This window comes from Mucilaginibacter sp., from assembly GCF_039207105.1.
Classification (GTDB): domain Bacteria; phylum Bacteroidota; class Bacteroidia; order Sphingobacteriales; family Sphingobacteriaceae; genus Mucilaginibacter.
The window spans coordinates 24,136-48,754 of sequence record NZ_JBCECK010000022.1; the positions used below are offsets into that span (position 1 = coordinate 24,136).

General features: G+C 41.3%; 17 protein-coding genes. 13 read left to right on the forward strand and 4 right to left on the reverse strand.

Annotated features, from left to right (window positions below; all coding sequences use genetic code 11):
• Positions 1-10: 10 nt before the first annotated feature.
• The 10 genes from AAGC65_RS06830 (at position 11) to AAGC65_RS06875 (ending at position 16,906) form a co-directional block, all read left to right on the forward strand.
• On the forward strand, positions 11-2,866 hold the full coding sequence (locus AAGC65_RS06830) for a glycosyl hydrolase (RefSeq protein ID WP_343111678.1): 2,856 nt from the start codon (positions 11-13) through the stop codon (positions 2,864-2,866).
• Positions 2,867-3,037: 171 nt separating this feature from the next.
• The gene (locus tag AAGC65_RS06835; RefSeq protein WP_343111679.1) at positions 3,038-6,253 is read left to right on the forward strand and encodes a TonB-dependent receptor; all 3,216 of its coding nucleotides are present in this window, start codon (positions 3,038-3,040) and stop codon (positions 6,251-6,253) included.
• A 19-nt stretch (positions 6,254-6,272) separates the two neighbouring features.
• On the forward strand, positions 6,273-7,793 hold the full coding sequence (locus AAGC65_RS06840) for a RagB/SusD family nutrient uptake outer membrane protein (RefSeq protein ID WP_343111680.1): 1,521 nt from the start codon (positions 6,273-6,275) through the stop codon (positions 7,791-7,793).
• Positions 7,794-7,884: 91 nt separating this feature from the next.
• Positions 7,885-9,291 carry a glycosyl hydrolase family 28 protein gene (locus tag AAGC65_RS06845; protein WP_343111681.1) on the forward strand — a complete coding sequence of 469 codons (1,407 nt, stop codon included), beginning with the start codon at positions 7,885-7,887 and terminating at the stop codon, positions 9,289-9,291.
• Positions 9,291-10,061 carry a rhamnogalacturonan acetylesterase gene (locus tag AAGC65_RS06850; protein WP_343111682.1) on the forward strand — a complete coding sequence of 257 codons (771 nt, stop codon included), beginning with the start codon at positions 9,291-9,293 and terminating at the stop codon, positions 10,059-10,061. The genes AAGC65_RS06845 and AAGC65_RS06850 overlap by 1 nt, the downstream gene beginning before the upstream one ends.
• Positions 10,062-10,070: 9 nt before the next feature.
• On the forward strand, positions 10,071-10,880 hold the full coding sequence (locus tag AAGC65_RS06855) for a rhamnogalacturonan acetylesterase (protein ID WP_343111683.1): 810 nt from the start codon (positions 10,071-10,073) through the stop codon (positions 10,878-10,880).
• A gap of 24 nt (positions 10,881-10,904) precedes the next feature.
• The gene (locus AAGC65_RS06860; RefSeq protein WP_343111684.1) at positions 10,905-11,975 is read left to right on the forward strand and encodes a glycoside hydrolase family protein; all 1,071 of its coding nucleotides are present in this window, start codon (positions 10,905-10,907) and stop codon (positions 11,973-11,975) included.
• Between the two features lie 9 nt (positions 11,976-11,984).
• Positions 11,985-14,126 carry a hypothetical protein gene (locus tag AAGC65_RS06865; protein WP_343111685.1) on the forward strand — a complete coding sequence of 714 codons (2,142 nt, stop codon included), beginning with the start codon at positions 11,985-11,987 and terminating at the stop codon, positions 14,124-14,126.
• A gap of 42 nt (positions 14,127-14,168) precedes the next feature.
• Positions 14,169-15,314, forward strand: coding sequence for a glycoside hydrolase family 88 protein (locus tag AAGC65_RS06870; protein WP_343111686.1), 1,146 nt, complete (start codon positions 14,169-14,171; stop codon positions 15,312-15,314).
• On the forward strand, positions 15,314-16,906 hold the full coding sequence (locus AAGC65_RS06875) for an arylsulfatase (protein ID WP_343111687.1): 1,593 nt from the start codon (positions 15,314-15,316) through the stop codon (positions 16,904-16,906). The genes AAGC65_RS06870 and AAGC65_RS06875 overlap by 1 nt, the downstream gene beginning before the upstream one ends.
• Positions 16,907-16,946: 40 nt before the next feature.
• Here AAGC65_RS06875 and AAGC65_RS06880 read toward each other — a convergent pair whose 3' ends face one another.
• Positions 16,947-18,158 (reverse strand): hypothetical protein, encoded by a 1,212-nt coding sequence (locus AAGC65_RS06880; RefSeq protein ID WP_343111688.1) that lies wholly within the window; start codon positions 18,156-18,158, stop codon positions 16,947-16,949.
• A gap of 86 nt (positions 18,159-18,244) precedes the next feature.
• Positions 18,245-19,858 carry a Na+/H+ antiporter gene (locus AAGC65_RS06885; RefSeq protein ID WP_343111689.1) on the reverse strand — a complete coding sequence of 538 codons (1,614 nt, stop codon included), beginning with the start codon at positions 19,856-19,858 and terminating at the stop codon, positions 18,245-18,247.
• A gap of 222 nt (positions 19,859-20,080) precedes the next feature.
• Between AAGC65_RS06885 and AAGC65_RS06890 the strand changes: the two genes are divergently transcribed.
• From AAGC65_RS06890 to AAGC65_RS06900, 3 genes are all read left to right on the forward strand, one after another.
• Complete coding sequence (locus AAGC65_RS06890; RefSeq protein ID WP_343111690.1) at positions 20,081-21,772, forward strand: GH39 family glycosyl hydrolase; 1,692 nt, start codon at positions 20,081-20,083, stop codon at positions 21,770-21,772.
• A gap of 133 nt (positions 21,773-21,905) precedes the next feature.
• Positions 21,906-23,582, forward strand: coding sequence for a GMC family oxidoreductase (locus tag AAGC65_RS06895; RefSeq protein WP_343111691.1), 1,677 nt, complete (start codon positions 21,906-21,908; stop codon positions 23,580-23,582).
• Positions 23,583-23,644: 62 nt separating this feature from the next.
• Positions 23,645-23,866 (forward strand): DUF6965 family protein, encoded by a 222-nt coding sequence (locus AAGC65_RS06900; RefSeq protein WP_343111692.1) that lies wholly within the window; start codon positions 23,645-23,647, stop codon positions 23,864-23,866.
• 53 nt (positions 23,867-23,919) lie between these two features.
• On the opposite strand, the gene AAGC65_RS06905 is transcribed toward AAGC65_RS06900, so the two are convergent.
• Positions 23,920-24,228: a hypothetical protein gene (locus AAGC65_RS06905; protein WP_343111693.1), complete on the reverse strand. Its 309-nt coding sequence runs from the start codon at positions 24,226-24,228 to the stop codon at positions 23,920-23,922.
• A gap of 143 nt (positions 24,229-24,371) precedes the next feature.
• Positions 24,372-24,545, reverse strand: a complete 174-nt coding sequence (locus AAGC65_RS06910; RefSeq protein ID WP_343111694.1) for a histone H1 — start codon at positions 24,543-24,545, stop codon at positions 24,372-24,374.
• Positions 24,546-24,619 lie beyond the last annotated feature (74 nt).

Here is a 24,619-nt window from a genome sequence, read left to right on the forward strand (position 1 = left end):
CAGGATAATAATGTCATTAATAACAAAGAATTTAAAAGCAGCTGCTTTGTTGGCAATTTTGTTGGCTTCGCAAAGTGTTTCAGCACAAGTGGGATGGCCAACCGTTACCAAACAAACCAAACCCTGGGCACGATGGTGGTGGGAGGGCAGCGCTGTAAATCAAAAAGACCTCAGCTGGAACATGCAAAGTTACCACGATGCTGGTTTGGGTGGTATGGAAATAACGCCGATCTATGGTGTTAAAGGACATGAAAATGAGTTTATTCAATACCTTTCGCCGCAATGGGTAGATATGTTGAAATATACCCTACATGAGGCTAAGCGCCTGGATATGGGTATAGATATGGCCAATGCAACCGGCTGGCCTTTTGGTGGACCCTGGGTAACTGATCAGGATGCCAGTAAAGAGCTGTTCTGGAAAAATTATGATCTGAAAAGCGGCGAAAAACTGAATGATCCAATTGTATTTGTTCAGCAACCTTTGATCAGGGCCGATGGGGTGGCACCAAAGATTACAGACTTGGTTGAGCCTATCAGCAGCAACAAAAAACTGCAGTTAATGGCCCTTGACCAGGTTAGGTTTGAAAAAAAAATACCCTTAACTGTTTTAATGGCCTATGATGGTAAAGGACAGGCTTTGAACCTTACCGACAAAGTTAATGCAGATGGAAAACTAAACTGGACCGCTCCTTCAGGTGACTGGAAACTTTATGCGCTTTTTCAGGGTTGGCACGGAAAAATGGTTGAGCGCGCCGCTCCGGGTGGAGAGGGCTATGTGATAGATCACTTTTCAAAACCAGCGCTTGATCATTACCTTGATAAATTTGATCAGGTGTTTAAAGGTCAGGATGTAAGCGCTATACGCGCATATTTTAATGATTCGTATGAGGTGGATGATGCCCGGGGGCAGTCAAACTTTACCCCGCAATTTTTTAACGAGTTTATTAAACGAAGGGGTTATGATCTGCGCGATCATTTGACTGCTTTATTTGGTAACGAAAGCAAAGAGAACAACAACAGGATTCTGTGCGATTACCGCGAAACCATATCTGATCTGCTGTTGGATGATTTTACTAAACCCTGGCATGATTGGGCCAAAAGCAAAGGCGCATTAATACGCAACCAATCGCACGGATCGCCATCCAATATACTTGATCTGTATGCCGCGATCGATATACCCGAAACTGAAGGAAATGATATTTTACGTTTTAAGTTCGCCACTTCGGCGGCACACGTTACCGGGAAACCTTTAGCATCATCAGAGTCGGCAACATGGTTAAATGATCATTTTTTGTCGTCATTAGGAGATGTTAAGCAGTCTATTGACAAGTATTTTATAGGCGGTGTTAACCATATATTTTATCATGGTATCAGCTATTCGCCAAAAGATGCACCCTGGCCGGGCTGGTTGTTTTATGCGGCGGTACACTTTAACCAAACCAATCCGTTTTGGGACGATTTTTCAACCCTTAACCAATACATTACCAATTGCCAGTCGTTTTTACAGCAAGGTAATCCGGATAATGATGTGTTGGTTTATTATCCTTTATTTGATAGTTTTTCTGAACCGGGTGAGCGTGGATTGCTTAAACACTACGATGCCATGAAGCCTGATTTTCAGGGTACAGGATTTGAATTATCTACTGAAGAAATGCTGAAAAGAGGTTACACTTTTGATTTTATATCAGATAAGCAAATATTGGGTTCGAAAACTGAAAATGGCAGCATCATAACCGGAAACCATCAATACAAAACCATTTTACTGCCCGATTGCAAATACATACCCTTGCCGACGTTAAATAAACTGATGGATATGGCAAAGGCCGGAGCAACAATAGTTGTATACAAAAATTTACCTTCAGAAGTACCTGGTTATGCTAATTTAATTGAACGTGAAAAACAGTTTAAAGCTTTGTTAGGCAGTTTGAATTTTGTTGAAGAGAAGAATAGCAAGGTGGCTAAAGTAGGTATGGGCCGGTTTTTAATAGCTTCTGATATATCTTCCCTGCTTGACGATGCCGGGATAAAAAGAGAAAGTATGACAGACGAAGGTTTACAGTTTGTACGGCGGACTTACAAAAATGGAAACAGCTATTTTATTGCCAATCATGGCGATAAGGCGGTTAATAGTTGGGTGAATTTATCTGTAAATGCAGCGTCGGTAGTCATATTTGACCCGATGACAAAAAAATACGGGATGGCCAGAAGCAGGAAGCAGGGTAAAGATCAAACCAACGTTTATTTGCAGCTACAACCCGGAGCAAGCTGTATTCTGCAAACTTCGCCTACAAAAACGACCGTTGCAAACTATGCCTATTTTCAAGCAGCTGGTAAACCCGTGGCTATTAATGGTTCATGGATGCTTAGTTTTACTAAAGGCGGCCCAACACTGCCTAAGCCATTAAAGTTGAATGAACTTAAGTCATGGACAGATTTGGATGGTGACGAGTTTAAAGCTTTCTCAGGCACAGGTACTTATGCCATAAGCTTTAAAAAGCCGACACCAAATGCATTGTTCTGGCAGCTTGACCTGGGTAAGGTTCACGAAAACGCTGAAGTTTATCTGAATGGCAAAAAATTGGCAACGCTTATCGGACCGCAGTATACGGTTACTATACCTTCAGCACAGTTAAAGACGGTTAATGAACTACAGGTAAAAGTAGCTAACCTGATGGTGAACCGTATTATTGATATGGATAAGAAAAATATGCCTTACAGGATATTTTATAATACCAACTTTCAATCGCATAGTCAGGGCTCAAAAGGTAAAGATGGTCTGTTTACCGCTATAAATTGGGAGCCTAAACCATCAGGTTTGCTCGGTCCGGTAACACTTACACCACTTAAGTATTTGGCTATAAAATAGTTTTGTTTACAACTTAATAAGGGAAGGGCGATCAATCTGATCGCCCTTTTTATGCACTATCCGGCTTTTAAGCAGGACGCTACAGGATGGTGTTGTTGAAATTAAGGTTTAAGTTCGTATTACAATTATAATCTGACTGCACCAAACAGTTAAACCAATAAACCCAATTTTATGAACAGAATTTTTATCTATTCTTGTAAAATGCTATTGCTGTTACTTTTATTTAACGTAACAGGTATTTATAGCGCTTTTGCACAGCAAATCAGCATTACAGGTATTATTACCGATAGTAAGCACGTTCCCGTTGCAGCTGCTTCTGTGCAACTAAAAGGTACAAAATCTGGCACTACAGCCAATGTTGATGGTAAATATTCCATTAAAGCAACGCCCGGTCAGGTGTTAGTATTTAAATCAATAGGATTTGATGCTAAAGAAGTTACAGTAGGCACAAATACCGTAATTAACGTAAGCTTATCAGAAACCGAATCACAGTTAAATGAGGTGGTTGTTATTGGTTACGGTACGCAAAAAAAGGGTAACGTTACTGGAGCCCTTGCTACTTTTAAAGCCGATAACCTCGATGAACGCGCCATAACCCGGGTGGATCAGGCGCTTGTTGGCCAAATGGCCGGTGTTAGCGTTAAACAAACTACCGGCGTTCCGGGTAAAGCCTTTAGCGTAAACGTTCGCGGCAGCGGTTCTATCAGCGCCGGCAACGAACCATTATATGTTATTGATGGCTTTCCTTTATCGGTGTCACCGATAGGTACTGGCGGTAGTTTCGGCACTGGTAACCCATTGGATAATATCAACCCTAATGATATTGAAGATATCCAGGTTTTAAAAGATGCAGCGGCAGCGGCTATCTATGGATCAAGGGCTTCGAACGGTGTTGTATTGATCACTACCAAGAAAGGTAAATCAGGTAAAGCAAAAATTACTTATAACGCATATTATGGGTATAATGCAGCTGCTAAATATTTGCCAATGCTTAACGGCGACCAGTGGATTGACCGTGCTACAGAAATGATCAATGCGGCTTATGTACTTAAATATGGCGCCCAAGGTGCAACCGCCAGCGATGATGTTGCAAAACGCCAGGCACTTAATGGCGGGGCATTCAGTTCGGCTTATATCCCTGATCCACGCTGGGCTATGCCTGGACATCCTGGCCTGCAATATATTGATTGGGAAAAGGCCATCGAGCAAAAAGGAGCTATGCAAAATCAAGCGCTGAGCGCCAGCGGTGGTAACGAGTTCGTAAACTATTTTATTTCCGGTAACTATGCTAATCAGGATGGTTTTGTAAAAGGCCTGGGCTATAAAGCTTACTCAGCGCGGGCAAATGTTGAAGTAAAAGTTGCAAAAAATGTAAAGTTGGGCTTAAATTTAGCTCCTACTTATTCAATATCTCAAGATCCTGGTGTAGAAGGTAAAGACAATATCTTTCATCAGGCCATCAGTTATAGCCCTATTCAGGAAGATACAGTGGGTCTATATCCCAATGCTTTTAAAAACGGGCAATATACCTGGGGTAACTCTGCTAACAGCCCTATTGCCAAGTTAGAAAACAAAGTTGGGCAAACTAAAAAATACCGTACACTGGGAAGTTTATTTGCTGAATACGAAATTATCAAAGGACTGACCCTAAGAAGTTCACTCAATTTGGATAATGTTGATAATGCGTCAAACAGCTATACTCCGTATACTATTTCAGGTACACAGGCTTCCAGAACTTTTAACGCGTCTACAAACTCCAACCTTACCGCCAATACATCAGGTTCATACAGTACTTTTAAAAGGCAAACATTTGTAAATGAAAATACGCTAACCTATAATACCACATTTAATGCGGTCCATAGCCTGAATGTTTTGGTCGGCCAGTCTTATAATTCAGATCGATTAGATCAGTCAACTTTATCATCCGTTGGTGGCTATACCAGCAGTGTAATTCAAACACTAAATGCCGCTGCTAATGTAACAGGTAATACTACAGGTACTAAGAGTGTTCTGGTATCATATTTTAGCCGCGTGCAATACGGGTTTAAAGATAAATACCTGTTGTCGGCAAGTTTACGTGAGGATGGTTCATCCAGATTTGGCGCCAATACCAAATATGGCGTATTCCCATCTGCATCTGTGGGCTGGCGCATTGTACAAGAAGATTTCATGAAACGTGTTCCTGTTGTAAGTGATTTAAAATTGCGTGCCAGTTATGGTGTAAACGGTAATAACAGCATAGGCGATTACGGAAGTATTTCAACAATAGGTTCATACGGGTATGTTTTGGGCTCGCCTCAGGGTTTAGCTATTGGTCAGGCGCCAAACAATTTACCTAACCCTGATATACAGTGGGAAAAATCGCAAACTTATGATTTGGGCCTTGATTTCGGATTGTTCAGCAACCGTTTAACCGGTTCATTTGATTACTTTAATAAATTGAATACCCAGCTATTGCTCAATGTGCCGATTTTACAATCAACAGGTTTTGGTAGCCAGCTACGTAACGCGGGTTCTGTACGTAACATTGGCCAGGAACTGGAATTAACCAGCCATAACCTGGTAGGTAATTTTCAATGGAGCACCTCTATCAATATTAGCCATTATGCAAATAAAATTGTAAATCTGTACGGCAATCAACAACAAATTATTATTCCAAATTCGTTTGATGTGTCTGATGCTATCTTACGTGTAGGTCAACCTATCAACAGTATATATGTAGTGAGACAAATCGGGTTTCTTACACAGGCGGATCTGGATAACCACGTGGCAACATATGGTACCGGCGAAACCGTTGGTGATCCAAAATATCAGGATTTGAATGGCGACGGTGTAATTACCGAGGCTGATAAGCAAATTGTTGGTCACCCGAATCCTACTTATACATGGGGTATAACCAATACTGTACGCTGGAAAGGTTTTGACCTGACTGTATTGGTACAGGGCCAAAATGGCGGCTCAATTTATTCCTTACTGGGTAGGGCTATTACCCGAACTGGCCAGGGTTTTACAGATAACGCGCCCGCATTTTATGCAAATCGTTGGAGATCGCCAGACAACCAGGGAGATGGACGTGTAAGTAAGGCTTATTCAACCTTTGGTTTTGTGGCCAACACCGATTGGTTATACTCATCAGATTATGTACGGGTTAGAAATATTACACTTGGTTACGACCTTAAAAGAGTATTTAAAACCAAAGTATTAGGCGCCGCGCGAGTTTATGTTACTGCCGAAAATTTCTTTGGTCACGACAAATATTACGGAGGCTTTAACCCTGAAGCACAAAATACTGCTATTAGCTCTGATAGCGCGTATCCGGAAGCAGGCGACTATGGTGGTTTACCATTAGCTAAATCATTGATTTTCGGTATGAGTGTTACATTTTAATTATTTCAACATTATCAAAATGAAAAAGATATTTTTTCTATCAACCATATCAGCAGTTATCCTGATGGCTTCCTGCAAAAAGGATTTAAACCAGGTACCGATCTCTAATTCAACAACGGCAACCTTTTACAAATCACCGAGTGATTTTTTGCAAGGGGCAAATGCAGTATATGCTGATTTGCATAACTATCCCGTACGCTTGTTAAACATGTCCGAAATACGGTCAGACAATATTTATGGCGTTTCGGTTACCGTACGTGATTGGGACCCTGTTAATGATTTTTCACCATCATTGGCGGCAAATGCTTATGTAACTGAAGCCTGGGCAACTGATTTTAATGGTATTTTCAGAGCCAATACCCTGCTTGATCAGATAGCTAAGAACGGTAGTTTCATAGGCTCTGCTTTATTAGCCACCAGGTTACAAGCGGAGGCAAAATTTCTGCGTGCTTTTTATTACTTTGATCTGGTTAAATATTTTGGTAAGCTCCCAATAATTGATCATCCGGTTACTGCACCAGAGGCTAATACCATAAATCGCAGTTCTGTTCCGGACGTGTATAAACTTATCATCGCTGATCTCCAAGCTGCTATTACTGATTTACCAACCAGTTACACCGGCGTTGATGTTGGCAGAGCCACTAAATATGCGGCAGAAGCTTTGCTGGCTCAGGTGTATATGGCTAAATCTGCCTCCAATTATGGCATAGAAGGTCCTGGAACAGGATCGAACGAATGGAATTTGGCTTTGCCATTATTACAGGATGTGATCAATAGCGGACAATTTGCTTTTAATCCTGTTTACAGTAGCGTCTTTTCATATACTAACCAAAGTCCAACAACCAACAAGGAGGCTGTTTTTGATGTGATGTATACCAGCGGCATTAGCGGTAGTGCTGATTTGTACGGCGCGTCATTCCCATGGACGCTGGCTCCAAATACCTATTTTTTATCTATTAAGGATACCAAATCAAATGGCAGTTTAGAAATCATTCCGGTATCAAATGATCTGGCGAATAGTTATGCCGCAGCCGATACCCGCAAAGCGTTCAGCTTATACACGGCTGGTTATACCAATGCCGGGACTACTGAAATTCGTCCCTTTTTTAAAAAATGGCTTGATATTACCAAAATTCCGACTGCCAGCCGTTTTGATTGGGGAATCAACTATATAGCCATCAGGTACACAGATATTTTAATGCTAAAAGCAGAATGTATATTACACGGAGCTCCGGGCGCACAGGGAGATGTTGACGCGATTGTTAACCAGGTAAGAACGAGAGCTGGTTTACCATCTGTATCCGGAGTAACACTTGATCAGTTATTTGATGAACGCCGCCGGGAATTTGCAGATGAGGGCTTACGCTGGTTTGACTTGCAAAGAAGCGGCAATCTGCTAACCATTATGAACGCCTGGATAGCGAAAGAAGATGCTCAAAAGGCCATTAAACCTGTTGTGGCAAACTATGTAATTTATCCGGTGCCCCAAACACAGTTAGATGCTGCTCCGGGATTATACTCACAAAATCCAGGATATTAGCAATATGGTTTACTCTCCTCAAACAATATTGAGGAGAGTAACTAATATGATCATGTTACCCATAATTATACTAAACTGAATAATACTACTTATGAAATTACTACGCTGTTCTGTTTTGTTATTACTCGTTGCCGCAAGCATAGCAAACGCGCAAACCAATATGGATTGGACTACAAAGGTTGGTGCTAAAAGTTATCCGGCTAAAACAAATATTCTGTTTGTAAATGATAACGGTGCAGTAAATGATGGCAAAATCTTAAATTCTGCAGCTATTCAAAAAACTATTGACCAGTGTTCGGCAAAGGGCGGCGGTATAGTTTCATTTAAGCCAGGCAAGTATTTAACGGGATCTATATTTCTTAAAAAGAATGTTTGCCTCAATATTGAAACAGGAGTTGAGTTGTTGGGAAGCCAGGATATCAAAGATTATCCGGAGATAGATACCCGTGTGGCAGGTATAGAGATGAAATGGCCGGCAGCGCTGATTAACGTTATCGGACAGGCCAATATTGCTATAACGGGAAACGGTTTGGTAAATGCCCAGGGCAAACCGTTTTGGGATATGTATCGCAAAATGCGCACCGAGTATGATCCTAAAGGTTTGCGTTGGATAGTTGATTATGATGCCAAACGCCCCCGTACACTGCTGGTATCTAACTCAAGCGATGTTACTATTAAAAATATTACCTTACAACAGGCTGGTTTTTGGACGGTTCAGTTGCTTTATTCAAAACAGGTAACGGTTGATGGGATCATTATCCGCAATAATGTAGATGGGCATGGGCCATCAACAGATGGGATAGATATAGATTCATCAAGCTGGATCCTGGTACAAAACTGTGACATTGATTGCAACGATGATGATTTTTGCCTCAAAGCAGGTCGCGATTGGGATGGTTTAAGGGTAAATAAGCCTACAGAATATGTAGTGATACGCAAATGTATCTCCAGGGCGGGGGCTGGCCTTATTACTTGCGGGAGTGAAACTTCCGGAGATATCAGGCACGTGTTAGCTACTGATTTAACCGGCAATGGAACCAGTAACGGCCTCAACCTTAAATCGGCCATTACCAGGGGAGGCACGGTAGAAGATATTCATTTTACCAATATAACCATGAATGGTGTTGGAACGGCTTTTCAGTTTACCATGAACTGGAATCCAAGTTACAGCTATTCTAAACTTCCGGAGGGGTATAATCCCGAGAGCCTTCCCCCGCATTGGAAAAAAATATTGCACCAGGTTGAGCCTGCAGAAAAGGGAATACCTCATTTTAAAAACATATACATTTCTAACGTTAAAGTAACAGGAGCAAAAAAAGCTATTAATGCTGTAGGCTTAAAAGAATCAACCATGCAGAATTTTTACTTTGATAAGGTTGATGTTGAAGCAGCAACAGCAGGCGATGTAAAGTTTGCCGAGGGCTGGGGGTGGAAAGATTCAAAAATTACAGCTACAGATAACACCAAAGTATCCATTAGTGATAATGCTGGCAAATAATGATGAAAGCATCAAGACCCATTATAACCTTATTAATTGTTGCCCTTGCAGGTTTAGCATTTGTTAAACAGCAAAAGCCAACAATTTATCTGATAGGCGATTCTACAACTCATAATAACGATAAAGAAACGTGGGGCTGGGGAAGTATTATTTCGAATTATTTTGATTTGTCAAGGATAAGCATAGAGAATGACGCGATGGCCGGCCGAAGCACCCGCACTTTTATAAAAGAGGGTCGCTGGCACAAGGTTGATTCATTACTAAAACCGGGTGATTATGTAATGATGGTATTTGGCCACAACGAAGGCAGCAAGCCCGACACTACAAAAAGTGGATATCGTGGTGTGTTAAAGGGTACAGGTGATGAAACGGTGGAACTTACCTGGCCAAATGGGTTAAAAGAGACCGTGCATACATACGGTTGGTACTTCCACAAATTTATACAGGAAACTAAGGCAAAAGGAGCTACACCAGTTGTATTATCCATGATTCCCCGAAACGAATTTCGTGATGGGAAGGTAATACGTGCTAATAATGATTATGGTAAATGGGCGCAGGAGGTGGCGAAGCAGGAGGGGGCTATATTTATTGATATGAACCGTATCACTGCTGATAAATATGATAAATGGGGCCCGGATTCTGTGAAAAAGTTTTTCCCCGGCGACCATACGCACACCAATAAAATGGGGGCTACTATCAATGCGGAATCTGTTGCAGAAGGGATCAGGGCAGATAGCAGAAATCCTTTAAATAAATACCTCAAAAACTGATCAATTGTTATGATGGGCAACTTTATTAAAAAAAATGCAAGTTTAAGTCTGCTGTTGATAGGGGCAATTGTGCTATCATCTTTTATACTTTATAAACCCGCTGACAAACCAACATTTTATCTGATAGGTGATTCTACCGTAAAAAACGGTAAAGGGAAGGGCGATGGAGGTTTATGGGGATGGGGTAATTACATCGCCACTTATTTTGATACCACAAAAGTTGCTGTAGAAAATGATGCCTTGGGTGGTACCAGCAGCCGTACTTTTCAAACTATGGGTTTATGGGATAAGGTACTGGCAAAAGTTAAGCCCGGGGATTTTGTGATCATGCAATTTGGTCATAATGATAATGGCAAATTGGATGATACCGCCCGCGCCCGAGGTACGATTAAGGGTATAGGTAAGGAACAACAGGAGATCTATAACCCTATCAGGAAAGTGCAGGAAGTGGTACATACTTATGGTTGGTACATGCGCAAATATGTAAATGATATAAAAGCAAAAGGAGCAATCCCGATTATTTGCTCACCGATACCCCGTAATACCTGGAAAGATGGTAAATCTGATGGTCGTAACGATATAAACAATTACGGGCAATGGGCTAAAGAAACAGCAGCACAAACCCAGGCTTATTTCATTGACCTGAACAAAATGATAGCCGATGATTATGATACCGAAGGAGAAGCAAAAGTTAAATCAAGCTATTTTGGAACAGATGCTACCCATACATTGGAAGCCGGTGCGCAATTAAATGCAAAGTTTGTTATTCAGGGCATCAGGTTAATCCCTGAACTGGGATTAAATAAATATTTAAAGTAACGGAGCGAATATATTTTTTGGAAGATGAAAAGACGGGATTTTATTGAGCATTTAGGTTTGGCATCTGCAATGATATTAATGCCAGGATTGGCAATTGCAGAGAGTGATGATCATGTTTCTGCGTTTGCAAAAAAATTAAAACCCGTTGGCCGTACGCTGGAAATGGAGGGCTATTATGTTTGGTGTAACAGCCCAATTGAAGGCCCGGATGGAAAGATACATGTATTTTTTTCACGCTGGGTAGCCTCGAAAAAGATGGGTGGATGGATCAATGGCTCAGAAATATGCCACGCGATAGCAGATACGCCGGAAAGTGAACTTAAATTTCAGGGTGTTATTCTTGCCCCGAGAGGCCCGGGATTTTGGGATGCAACTACCTGTCATAACCCGTCGATTAAAAAAGTTGATGGTAAATGCTGCCTGTTTTTTATGGGTAATTCCAATGGTAAAACCAATACCAAGCGGATAGGCTTAGCTACCGCCGATTCGCTTGACGGTCCCTGGACACGTCCTGATGCTCCCTTGTTAGAGGCGGGTAAAGCCGGTTCCTGGGATGATCATTGTACTACCAATCCGGCGTTTATAAAACACCCGAACGGGCAATACTGGCTATTTTATAAATCATGGAATACTGCTGAATATGAAAATTCGACTGATCCATTAGTAAAAGGAAACCGCAAATATGGTCTGGCTATTGCCGATAAACTGGAAGGGCCATATATAAAATACAGCGGTAACCCTGTGATTGATTTTTCGGGTAAGAGTAACAATGCCCAGTTGGAAGATGCTTTTGTATGGATGGATAAGGGCCGTTTTAAAATGCTGGCCCGTGACATGGGCGTATTTAACCATCAATATGGTTTATACATGGAATCAAAAACCGGTAAAAAATGGAGTGAGCCCGAAATAGGTTATTTTAATGCCGATTACTATCATATTAATCAACCACCTCCACCAAAATATCTGAATAAATACGGTCGTTTTGAAAGGCCTCAGCTATTGTTTCAAAACGGAAAACCAACATATATGTTCACCACATCGCAGGGAGGCAAGTATATGACGGCTTCTCCCTTCTTATTTAAAATTGAAGGATAACAACCATATATGAAAAAACTATTGCCTGTATATTTCTCTATCTGTGTTTTGGTTTGGTCGGTTATTGTAAAGGCTCAAACCAAAATTGATCGTAAAGCTTTGGTACAACGCCATAATGTGGTTAATAATGGTACTGATACTTTATCCTCCCTATCAGTTGGCAATGGTCGTTTTGCCTTTACTGTTGATGCTACAGGTTTACAAACTTTCCCTGAACATTATGACAAAGGTATCCCTTTAGGTACGCAATCTGAATGGGGATGGCATAGCTTTAAAGATACGGTAGGCTATAAATTTGATGAAACATTAAAAACATATACACTCAATGGCCGAAAGGTAACCTATTCCGTACAATGGAGCCAACCCAAACGAAATAAAGATGCGGCCAACTGGTTTCGCGAAAATGTACATCGTTTGCAATTAGGCAACCTGGGTTTTATTCTGCTGCGTAAAGATGGTACCGAAGCCCGGATAGAAGATATTAAAAATATTCGCCAGGAACTTGACCTGTGGACTGGGAGGATCAACAGCTCCTTTACTTTTGATGGCGAAGCAGTAAACGTTGAAACCTATGCGCATCAGGGATTTGACTTAATAGGAGTGAGAGTGCAGTCAAAATTATTATCTGAAGGTCGGCTCAAGGTGAGGTTACGTTTTCCTTTTCCAACCAATCAATTTGCTGATTATGGAGACAACTGGAAAAATCCTGAGAAACATAGCTCGTCAATAATTTCTTCAGGCAAGCAGGAAACTACAATTATTCACCGTCTTGATACGAACCAATATTATGTACGTTTAGGCTGGCAGGGAACGGCTATTGTTAAAAACTCAGGTGTTCATCAGTTTATATTATCGCCGCAGGGGAAAGCCGATTCTTTGACGTTTACATGCATGTTTAGTTCACGTAATCCAACAACGGTTAGCCCTGATTTTTCTCTTGTACAAGCAAACAGCATACAACAATGGAAAGCCTTTTGGCTGAGTGGTGGTGCAGTAGATTTTAAAGGTAGCACCGATCCTCGCGCCAATGAACTGGAACGCAGGATAACACTATCCCAATACCTCACCAAAATACAATGCTCGGGGCACCAGCCTCCGCAAGAAACTGGTTTAACTTACAATAGCTGGTATGGTAAACCCCACCTGGAAATGCACTGGTGGCATGGTATCCATTTTGCGCTTTGGGGTAGGGAGCAACTATTGGAAAACAGCATGGATTGGTATCATCATGTTAAAGCCAATGCTAAGGCCATAGCCCAAAGGCAGGGTTATGATGGTGTTCGCTGGCAAAAAATGACTGACCCGGATGGTAATGAAAGCCCATCATCGGTTGGTGCGTTCCTGATATGGCAGCAGCCTCATTTTATTTATTTTGCCGAGTTGGATTACCGTGCTCACCCAAATAAACAAACACTGGATAAATACAAAGATCTGGTATTGGCCGACGCCGATTTTATGGCGTCTTTTCCGACCTATGATCAGGAACATGACCGTTATATTTTAGGCAAAGGCATTATCCTGGCTCAGGAACGTTATAAACCGGAAGAAACTTTTAATCCTACTTATGAGCTGCAATACTGGCGTTGGGCATTAAACACCGCACAACAATGGCGCAAGCGTTTAGGAATGCAGCCAAATAAAAAATACGCGCTCATCCTCCAAAAACTTTCAGCCCTTCCGCAAAAGAATGGCGTATACCTGGCGGCGGAAAGCGCACCTGATGGATATACTAATCCTAAGTTAAAAACGGATCATCCGGCTGTATTGGCTGCTTATGGTATGCTGCCTTACAATAATAAGCTCGATACCCTGGTGATGAAGAAAACCTTTAACCTGGTTTGGGATGTTTGGGATTGGAAAGATACCTGGGGCTGGGATTTCCCGATGACTGCCATGACGGCTGCCCGCCTTAACATGCCGGATAAAGCTATTGATGCATTATTCATGCCTATTAAGACCAATACTTATTTGCCTAACGGGCACAATTATCAGGATGGCCGACTGCGCTTGTACCTGCCAGGTAATGGGGGATTATTGGCTGCCATAGCTATGATGTGCGCCGGATGGGATGGTTCAACCACTACCAATCCGGGATTTCCTAAAAACGGAAAATGGAAAGTAAAATGGGAAGGTCTTAAACGAATGCCATAGGGCTAAGCCGATACCAAATTAATGAGATATAAAACCTACAATATGAATAAACTATTTGCAAAGGTAAAGATGATACTGTGCGCCGCTGCTATGATCGGGATAATAAACGTGGTGCAGGCTCAATTACCAGCCAAAACAAAAGTACTGGCCGATATGGCTTTGGCTAACAACTATTTTATGCAAAAATGGCCGGATGCGGGTGCCAAAGTCACTGTAAAAGGCATCACCCGTACCAGTAACCTGTGGACACGAGCTGTTTACTATGAGGGGTTGATGGCTATGTATAAAATAGATCCTCAGAAAAAATATTATGATTATGCTGTTGACTGGAGCGATAAACATGACTGGAGTCCACGCGATGCGATAAGCACCCGTAATGCGGACAATCAATGCTGCGGGCAAACCTATTTAGATCTTTATCTGATAGATAAAAAGCCGGAACGTATCGAAAAAATAAAACAATCTATAGATCTGATGGTGAACAGTGAGAAAAAAGATGACTGGAATTGGATTGATGCTCTGCAAATGGCAATGCCGGTATATGCCAGGTTGGGCCAAATTTATAATGACGATAAGTATTATGAAAAAATGTTCGCCATTTATAATTACACCAAGACTGTTCATGGCGGCAATGGACTGTATAATACCACTGATCATTTGTGGTGGCGCGATAAGGATTTTGTACCGCCCTACAAAGAACCAAATGGGGCTGATTGCTACTGGTCGCGAGGTAATGGTTGGGTAGTAGCTGCCATGCTGCGGGTTTTAGAGATCATGCCCGAAAATGCCCCTCATCGTAAAGAATACCTGAATGTTTATAAAGAAATGATAACGGCCTTGGTTCCATTGCAACGTGCGGACGGGTATTGGAACGTGAGCTTAAAAGATTCAACCAATTTTGGTGGAAAAGAATTGTCGGGCACAGCACTGTTTACCTATGGAATGGCCTGGGGGATTAACCATGGTATCCTGAAAAAGAAAACCTACTTACCTTTAATTACCAAAGCTTGGAATGCCATGTCGACAGAGTGTTTACACCAGGATGGTATGCTTGGTTTTGTACAAGGAACCGGAAAAGAACCTAAAGATGGGCAACCGGTTGGTTATGATAAGGTACCAGATTTTGAAGATTATGGATTAGGTTGTTTCCTGCTGGCAGGTAGTGAGGTATATAAATTAAGCAAATAATGAGAAAGGTATTTCTGCTTTTAACTGTAGCTTTTTTAACGCCGGTAGCCGTTTTTGCTCAACAAAAGCCAAACATCATTATTATTCTGGCTGATGATATGGGCTATTCAGACATAGGATGTTTTGGTTCGGAAACGCAAACCCCGAATCTTGATGCTTTGGCTAAAGAGGGTTTGCGCATGACCCAGTTTTACAATGCATCACGTTGTTGCCCAACGCGGGCATCGCTGCTTACCGGGCTTTACCAACACCAGGCTGGGGTAGGCGATATGGTAAACCACCGCGATGTACCGGCCTATCAGGGCTATCTGAATAAAAACTGTGTAACCATTGCCGAAGCGCTTAAACAGGGTGGATATAACACCTTAATGGCAGGTAAATGGCATGTGGGTACCAACCCCGAGCATTGGCCTGTAAAGCGCGGTTTTGATCATTACTTTGGTTTAATTGATGGTGCAAGTAGTTATTTTAATCCAACAATGCCTTACCGACCCAATCAGAAATTAACCATTGCTTTGGACGACAAGGAATTTACACCCGGGCCAAATTGGTATTCGACTAATGCTTATGCTGATTATGCCGTTAAATTTATTGATGATAATAAAACAACCGGTAAGCCTTTTTTTCTGTATATGGCATTTACCAGCCCTCATTGGCCTGTACAGGCATTGCCTGAAGATATAGCCAAATATAAAGGTAAATACCTGAAGGGTTGGGATAAGCTTCGTGAAGAGCGGTTAGCCAGGCAGAAAGAGCTGGGTATTGTCAATAAAGATGAAAAGCTTTCGCCCAGAGATAAAAGCGTGCCTGAGTGGGATAGTCTTACTCCTGAAGAAAAAGAACGTTTCGATACCAAAATGGCAGTGTATGCAGCCATGATCGATCGTATGGATCAAAATATAGGCCGTATAAGGGCTAAACTTAAAGAACTGGGTGAAGATAAAAATACAGTGATCATGTTTTTATCAGATAACGGCGCCAGTAATGAAAGCATTAAGGGGCCTGGGTTTACTCCTGAGGTATTAGCTGCTAATAATAAACCTGCCAGCGATCCAACCTCATTTACATCATACGAATCGTTAGGCGCTAATGTAAGCGATACGCCCTTCAGGTTGTTTAAGCACTGGGAGTATGAGGGTGGCACTGCTACTCCTTTTATTGCATGGTATCCTGGTGTTATTCAGCCAGGTTCTCTGGTGAGCAAGCCAGCGCATATTATTGATTTAATGGCCACCTGTCTTGATTTGGCTAAGGTATCGTATCCTAAAGTTTACAATGGGAATTCTATAACTCCAACAGAAGGTATAAGTCTGGTACCTGTATTTAAGGGTCAAACATGGAAGGGGCACAACGGGCTGTTTTTTGAACATGAGGGTAACCGTGCCGTAAGGCAAGGCGACTGGAAACTGGTATCACAAAGGCCTGCAAATAAGTGGGAGCTTTATAATATCAGTACAGACCGCTCTGAGCTAAATGATCTGGCTGCAAAATATCCTGAAAAGGTTATTGAATTGACCAAAATGTATAACGAATGGGCTTCTCGTGCAGGAGTGGTAGAATTTGATAAATTAGGAAAATCGAAAGGCGAGTAAACAAGAGCAGCATGATCAGAATCATGCTGCTCTGTTTTATTTATTTTTCAGATTGAGTGGCTCCTGGATCTTTCTTATTAGTCGGATTTGCCAACTTTAGTTGCGCTGCATTTTTCGCATTAATATTTTCTGGCAGTTTAGCACTCAGGTAAGATACCGAACTAAAACCGGCTAAATATAAAAGTGTATCGGAAAAAACAGGCATGGCTTTATGCACTATGGTGTATACTATAAAATATAAGCCTAAAACCAAATTCCAGGCAAAAGTTTGTATCCGGGGGATACTGTAAGAGTCGCCATCACTAAGGATATCATAAAAAAATGATTTGCTGCGTTTATCACTTACAATAAGGTTATTCTGATTAAAAGAAGTATCAATTGCAGTGGCACTTCCGGTTGTACCAATACTTATTCCCAATAAAAGCAAAATAGAGGTATTCAAGCTATTAGTAATATCCGTAAGTACTACGGTGTAAATAAATCCACCTATGATCAATGCCGTCCAAAATAATAATTGGGTATATGACAAGCTGTATGGGCCATCGGGGCGTTCTTTCAAAGCATCAGATTTTCGGGCAACCAGTAAAAAGAATATTAAAATTATCAGGTACAATCCAAGCCACCCCCAGAATATCCACTGCTGGTAATAAACTATCCGGATAGCGCGTAAAGATGGTGCTCGTTCAAGTGAGCTCATGCCTTCCCAACCAATTGAGGCATCTATATCAACATAATTTGACCAAAAATGCCTGCTGCCACTGTAAAAGAAATTCCAGGCAGCTTGAGTGGTATCGTTTCGCAAAAGTTTTACATCAATATCAGCGGTAGTACCCAATGCCGGTATTTGACCGCTGTTGATATCTAACCGGGTTATATTTCTGTACCAACTGTTGCTGATCCCATTCAGTTCAACCCCATTAGCATAAATTACAATTTTGGCATTATCTGTAGGTTTGGCCCGTAAAAATGCATCCGGATTTGAAATGGTAAACCGTAATGTATTATCCGGAAACGCGGTGGTTCGTCTGTTCTTTTTTTCATTCTGCTGTTCTTCTTCGCTGGCATATACCGTTTGTATTTTAATTACACGCGGAATTTTAGTTATTGGAGCAACGGTTACAGGAAGAGTTTGATTGTTAACGGCTGGAGAAACAGTAGTATCCTGGGCTTTGTGGGCTATACCGGAAAACGGAGTAAATAAAAGTGTTAGCCAAATTAATGTATATGCCCAATACAGCATGTTCTTTTTCATAAAATTAGCAGTTAGATGTAAATAAGTTTGGATAAGCTAATGATAATGAATGTTTTTTATTGGGACAACGGTTTGGTATTTATTTTTCAAACAGTTTCAATGTCGTCATCCAGCCTTTCTTCATCAAGGTCGAGCCGTCTTTCAATGAGGCGAATAACATCATCATCAAAATCTGGTTGGTGTCTAAAATGACGGAGTTGTTTTCGTTCATGCTCTGTTATTTGCATCATGATCTTTTTAAAGCTTTTTATGATAGCCAAAGCGTTCTCCCTTTTTTTGCGGTCGTCGCCAAGGTTTTGATAAATGCTAACTTTAAATGCTAATAAGTCCATTCTGTTTTTAAGCATGCCATTTTCTTGAAGTTCAGCCGAATATTTCAAATTAAGCTCAGTAATAGCGGCGGATATTAAATGCTGATCTATTTCAATCAGCTGCTGATTATCTTCTTTTGATCCGAGTATGGATTCTGGTCTCACGGCTTTAATTACCCAGGGCAAAGCAAGGCCTTGCCCAACAAGTGTAACAATAATAACCACAAATGTAATGAACAGAATAAGATCCCGATACGGAAAAGCTTGTCCGCCCGGGAGCACGAGCGGGATGGCTAAAGCAGAGGCTAAAGATACTACGCCGCGCATGCCAGCCCAGCTGATGATCAAAGGGTTTCGCCAGCCAGGATGACTTACGGCAACCGTGATGTAATGACTAATAAAAGATGTAAAAATAGAGGAGATATAACCGGCCAGCAACCTGATCACAATAATGAGCAGGGAAATAATCAAGGCAATTTGTAGTGCGTTTGAAATTGGGATGCTCTTTACACCCGCCATGATATCGGGAAGTTGCAACCCGATCAGGAAAAATATAACGGCGTTCAGGATAAAGATAATAGCCGGCCAAACCGCATTGGCCTTAAGCCTACTGCTGTGCGAGAAAATAAAATGATTTTGATAAGATATAAATACGCCGCCGCTAACTATAGCCAATACACCCGATGAATGAACGGCTTCAGCACTTAGGTAAATGAGATAGGGCAATACAAACGAAAGCGCGATATCCAGGTTAGCCGTAGTAGGTAACCACTTGTAAAAGGCATAAAATAATAAGCCAAAAAACAACCCAATGGCAATGCCCGAAACACAAACCAATACAAAATTGCCAACAGCATTGTACCAAACAAAATTATTAGTAATAATGGCAGCAAGCGCAAACCTGAAAACTGTAAGGCTGGTAGCATCGTTCAGTAAACTTTCGCCCTCCAATATAGATACAAGGCCTTTGGGTAATCTTATCCTTTGAAGTACAGCAGTAGCTGCCGCAGCATCAGGCGGAGATATAATGGCGCCCAATAAAAAACCTTGGGGGAGTGTAAATCCTGGTATAAGTAAGCAGGCAACAAAGGCAACAATAGTTGCTGTAAGTAACACATATCCTAATGCCATTACGGTAATAATGCGCCGCCACTTCCATAAAGCTTTGCAGGATGTATTTTGGGCAGCGTCAAATAAAACAGGTGGCAGTATGATAAGAAAAACCAGGTTAGGATCAATATGTATAACCGGAATACCTGGTATAAAGCCAAAAGCTAAGCCGGCGATAACAAGAAAAATAGGATAAGGGATCGACAGCTTTCTGGCAATAAGAACCAGGAACGACACGCTCATGATCAGGCCTAAACAAAGCAGTAGATTTTCATGCATATAAGGCTATTATTTAACTTGTTACAATATAAGGTTTTCTGGATTATTTAGGTGGCTCGTTTCCTGATTGATCATATTAAAGATTGGGTTTGGTATCATAAACGTTGTTTGCTGTAACAATAACATCACACATATACAATCAGTGTTCTATGAGTTGCTGTTTATTATCCTTAATTATTATTTTCGGTTGCCAGTTTAATCTATCACCATATAACTTAATTCATGAGTTCCAGAGCGGTATACACTTTTTTGTTTTTGCTTGTTTTGTTGTTCTGCCCGCACCATATTTTTGCTCAGGGGGCAGCAACTATTTCTGTTGATTTGAAACAAGAAACAGGAGATATGAAGCCGATTTGGGCATGGTTCGGGCATGATGAGCCCAACTATACTTATATGAAAGATGGGAAAAAGTTGCTTGCAGAATTGGCCGCATTGAGCCCGGTTCCAGTGCATATGCGCGTACACAATCTGTTAAATACAGGTAATGGAGAAGCTGCTTTAAAATGGGGCTCAACCAATGCTTATACGGAGTATGCACAGGGAAAACCGGTTTATGACTGGCACTTGGTGGATAGTATATTTGATACTTATATCAAATTAGGCATAAAACCTTATGCCCAGATTGGCTTTATGCCCGAAGCTTTATCATCGCACCCACAGCCTTATCGGCATCACTGGCAGCCTGGGCATGATTACAATGAAATTTATACTGGCTGGGCATATCCGCCAAACGATTATAATAAATGGGAAGAGCTGATTTACCAGTGGGTAAAACATGAGGTAGGCCGATATGGTAAAAAAGAAGTTGAAAGCTGGTACTGGGAAGTTTGGAATGAGCCCAACATCAGCTATTGGAAAGGTACTATGACCGAGTTTTTTAAAATGTATGATTATGCAGCGCATGGTGTAAAAAGAGCTTTGGCCACTGCCAAGGTTGGCGGACCGGAAGTAGCCGGAGGATCAAGCCAAAGCGGTATGCGATTTTTGAAGGCCTTTATTGAACATTGTATATCCGGTACTAACTATGTAACAGGTAAAATTGGGTCGCCTGTTGATGTTATTTCTTTTCATGCTAAAGGCAATCCCACCTTGGTTAATGGTCGCGTCAGGATGAATATGGCACCGCAGATACGTGATATCAGGGAAGGTTTTAAAATTGTGGCCTCTTATCCTCAAACTAAAAATATCCCGATTGTTATTGGTGAATCTGATCCGGAAGGCTGTGCCGCTTGTGGTATGGCAACCAATCCATCTAATGCTTATCGCAACGGCACTATGTATTCCAGCTATACAGCTGCATCATTTGCACGTGTGTATGAGTTGGCAGATTCATTGAAGGTGAATCTAATGGGCGCGGTTTCCTGGTCGTTTGAGTTTGAAGATCAGCCCTGGTTTTATGGATTTCGGGATCTGTCAACAAACGGAGTTGATAAACCCGTACTAAATGTGTTCAGGATGTTTGGTATGATGAAGGGCAAAAGGGTAGAGGTGAAAGGTAACCGTATGCATGAGCTACAAACTATTGCTGACTCAAGCGTGAGGGGTTTGAACACAGATATAGGTGCTTTAGCTGCCAAAGATAAAGCAACGGCTACAGTGATGCTTTGGAATTACCATGACGATGATATACAGAATGCTGGCGAAACCATCAACATTCAAATTAATGATATACCTGCTAAAGCAGTCACAATAACCCAATATTGTATTGATCAGGAACACAGCAATTCGTATGAAGTTTGGAAAAAAATGGGATCGCCACAAAGCCCAACTGAAGCGCAAATACGGGAATTGGAAAAAGCCGGGCAATTAAAAATAGCCGGTAAGCCTGAGAACAAAAATGTTATAAAGGGGCATTTAAAAACAAGTATAATATTACCTCGTCAAGGTGTTTACCTATTGAAGTTGGATTGGTAATTTCAGATACAAAAATGAAGATAGTTATGGTCAATTATAGCTTATTTCAATTGATCTTTCTCGAGAATTAGACAGATATTTAGAAAAATGCTATTTTGTGTTTTTTATACAATTAATCTACCGATTATAAATTATGGATAACTACACTTACGACGCCATTGTTGTTGGGTCAGGAATTTCGGGTGGTTGGGCTGCGAAAGAACTAACTGAAAAAGGACTCAAGGTATTGATGTTAGAAAGAGGCGAAAATATTGAACATGTAACTGGTTATAAAACGGCTATGAAAGCTCCCTGGGAGTTTCCACATCATGATGGTGTAATTCAGGCCAAAATCAAAGATCATCCAGTATTGTATCAGGCTGGAGGCTTGAATGAATCCAATATCGATTTTTGGGTTAACGAAACAGAAAATCCTTATACTCAGGTTCAACCATATAAATGGCGCCGGGGCTACCATGTAGGTGGGAGGTCACTGATGTGGGGTAGGCAAAGTTACCGCTGGAGCGATTTTGATTTTGAAGCTAATGCAAAAGAAGGAATAGCGATTGACTGGCCGGTGCGTTACAAAGAAATTGCACCCTGGTATGATCATGCGGAAAAATTTGCTGGCATCAGTGGTTCTTTGGAAGGATTGCCTCAACTACCGGATGGCCAGTTTCAGCCACCAATGGAAATGAATTGTGTGGAAAAAGATGTGGCGGCACGCATTAAAAAGCAATATGCGGGCAAACGCGCAATGATCATAGGCCGTACGGCTAATTTAACTGTGCCAATACAAGGGCGCACAAATTGTCAGTATCGTAACAAATGTATTCTTGGTTGTCCTTTTGGCGGGTATTTTAGCACACAGTCGTCTACCTTGCCGGCTGCTATGGCTACCAAAAATTTAACGGTTAGGCCGTGGTCAATAGTTACCCGGGTATTATACAATAAGGATACTAAAAGAGCAACGGGAGTAGAAGTACTTGATGCCGAAAATAACAAAACGTATACCTATAACGCTAAAATTATTTTTCTGAATGCCAGTACTTTCAATAGCGCCTGGATACTCATGCATTCTGCCACAGATATATGGCCAGATGGTTTGGGCAGCAGTAGTGGTCAGTTGGGCCATAATATTATGGATCACCATGTAGGTGGTGGAGCTTCTGGTATTATGGAAGGTTATGAGGATAAATATACTTTTGGACGCAGGGCAAACGGCATCTATATTCCGCGTTATAGGAATCTTTTTGCTGACAAGCGCGATTATTTGCGTGGATTTGGCTACCAGGGAGGGGCTGGCAGACAGACCTGGAGCAGGGAAATACCTGAAATTAGCATAGGTGCCGACCTTAAAAATGAACTTACCGAACCTGGAAACTGGTCTATGTCAATAGTGAGTTTTGGTGAAGTATTACCATACCGCGAAAACAGAATAAGCATTAATAAAGAATTAAAAGATAAGTGGGGATTGAACACGCTTAATGTAGATATTGGCTTAAAAGAGAATGAACGTAAAATGGAAATTGATATGGAAGCAGATGCCAGAGAAATGCTTGAACTATCGGGGCTTAAAAATATAAAAAGCTTTGAGCAGCGCAAAGATATAGGCGCTATACATGAAATGGGGTCGGCAAGAATGGGACATGATCCTAAAACATCTGTACTCAATAAATGGAATCAGGTATGGGATGCACCTAATGTTTTCATAACAGATGGATCATTCATGGTGTCAGCATCATGCGTAAATCCTTCATTAACGTATATGGCCTTTACTGCCAGAGCGGTGGATCATGCGGTGAGCGAGTTGAAAAAAATGAACATATAACCATGCCGGCTATGTGTAGAATTTAAGATCGGCTTATTGTTTGGGTTTATTACTTTTGCAGCATGACAGAACAGGAATTAATAGCATATTTTGAAACTGCAACCTTACCGGAAACGCTTCGGATTGATAGAGCAACCACACAATTTGAGGTTAAGGAAGCCGTGGCAAGAAACCTGGAAACCATTAGGATGGATCCTCAAAATGAGAATGCGAGATACCGGTTAGTGCAGATCATACATGCACTTGAACATCCTTATAGCGGGCCTGAGATACCAAAGCTATAACCTTAAGTTAGATATTTGCGATTTTATTGATTGTCGGAAATACCCCTTTTTTATTAAAAATAACTTTCCGTCGACGCAACTACAGACAGTAGTTCTAAATTGGGTTCAACCTCTAAGTTGCTTGACCACAATTCGTCGGCAAACTTCTTAAATGAAAGAAGCTCTTGTAATATCTGGTGCGCTTCTTCATTCTCAAACTGATCAAAATGCATAAAGGTTTTACTGTCTGGCAGTAGCCAGGCGGTATATTTTATTCCAGAGTGATTAAGCATTTTTAGCTCATTTACTATGGCTGTAATATTTTGCTGGTTTACAGCAGCAAATTCCGGGCGGGTGGTGTATTGAACTCTTACAACTTTCATACTCCAAATTTAATGCATGGATTGCTAAAATATAACGTGTAAATGCGTCAATAGTAGGGTGTTGCAGCGACAATCGCTGGCGAAAAATAAAAGCCTGGCTAATTTTAGCCAGGCTTTTATTAAAGAGTTCTTAATGCTTTTAGTTATGCGTTCTTTTTCTCAGTTACCTCTTTACGGATATCTGTAGCTAATACTTTTAATTGTTGCATTGCATTACGCAGACGAGTACCGGCTGCTTTATTGCCTTTTTCATAAAAACTTGCAGCATCAACTTCGGCAGCGGCAATCAGGTCTTTTAATTTTTGAAAATTTTCCATAGTTATGTTTTAAAGAGGGCAAATGTAGGATTTTGGTTTAAATTCCGGATAAGTCTTTTAATAATGAACAATTA

Excerpts from the sequence above, each read along its gene's own strand:
- AAGC65_RS06830 (WP_343111678.1), top strand. The coding sequence starts at position 11 with ATGTCATTAATAACAAAGAATTTAAAAGCAGCTGCTTTGTTGGCAATT.
- AAGC65_RS06835 (WP_343111679.1), top strand. The coding sequence starts at position 3,038 with ATGAACAGAATTTTTATCTATTCTTGTAAAATGCTATTGCTGTTACTT.
- AAGC65_RS06840 (WP_343111680.1), top strand. The coding sequence starts at position 6,273 with ATGAAAAAGATATTTTTTCTATCAACCATATCAGCAGTTATCCTGATG.
- AAGC65_RS06845 (WP_343111681.1), top strand. The coding sequence starts at position 7,885 with ATGAAATTACTACGCTGTTCTGTTTTGTTATTACTCGTTGCCGCAAGC.
- AAGC65_RS06850 (WP_343111682.1), top strand. The coding sequence starts at position 9,291 with ATGATGAAAGCATCAAGACCCATTATAACCTTATTAATTGTTGCCCTT.
- AAGC65_RS06855 (WP_343111683.1), top strand. The coding sequence starts at position 10,071 with ATGATGGGCAACTTTATTAAAAAAAATGCAAGTTTAAGTCTGCTGTTG.
- AAGC65_RS06860 (WP_343111684.1), top strand. The coding sequence starts at position 10,905 with ATGAAAAGACGGGATTTTATTGAGCATTTAGGTTTGGCATCTGCAATG.
- AAGC65_RS06865 (WP_343111685.1), top strand. The coding sequence starts at position 11,985 with ATGAAAAAACTATTGCCTGTATATTTCTCTATCTGTGTTTTGGTTTGG.
- AAGC65_RS06870 (WP_343111686.1), top strand. The coding sequence starts at position 14,169 with ATGAATAAACTATTTGCAAAGGTAAAGATGATACTGTGCGCCGCTGCT.
- AAGC65_RS06875 (WP_343111687.1), top strand. The coding sequence starts at position 15,314 with ATGAGAAAGGTATTTCTGCTTTTAACTGTAGCTTTTTTAACGCCGGTA.
- AAGC65_RS06880 (WP_343111688.1), bottom strand. The coding sequence starts at position 18,158 with ATGAAAAAGAACATGCTGTATTGGGCATATACATTAATTTGGCTAACA.
- AAGC65_RS06885 (WP_343111689.1), bottom strand. The coding sequence starts at position 19,858 with ATGCATGAAAATCTACTGCTTTGTTTAGGCCTGATCATGAGCGTGTCG.
- AAGC65_RS06890 (WP_343111690.1), top strand. The coding sequence starts at position 20,081 with ATGAGTTCCAGAGCGGTATACACTTTTTTGTTTTTGCTTGTTTTGTTG.
- AAGC65_RS06895 (WP_343111691.1), top strand. The coding sequence starts at position 21,906 with ATGGATAACTACACTTACGACGCCATTGTTGTTGGGTCAGGAATTTCG.
- AAGC65_RS06900 (WP_343111692.1), top strand. The coding sequence starts at position 23,645 with ATGACAGAACAGGAATTAATAGCATATTTTGAAACTGCAACCTTACCG.
- AAGC65_RS06905 (WP_343111693.1), bottom strand. The coding sequence starts at position 24,228 with ATGAAAGTTGTAAGAGTTCAATACACCACCCGCCCGGAATTTGCTGCT.
- AAGC65_RS06910 (WP_343111694.1), bottom strand. The coding sequence starts at position 24,545 with ATGGAAAATTTTCAAAAATTAAAAGACCTGATTGCCGCTGCCGAAGTT.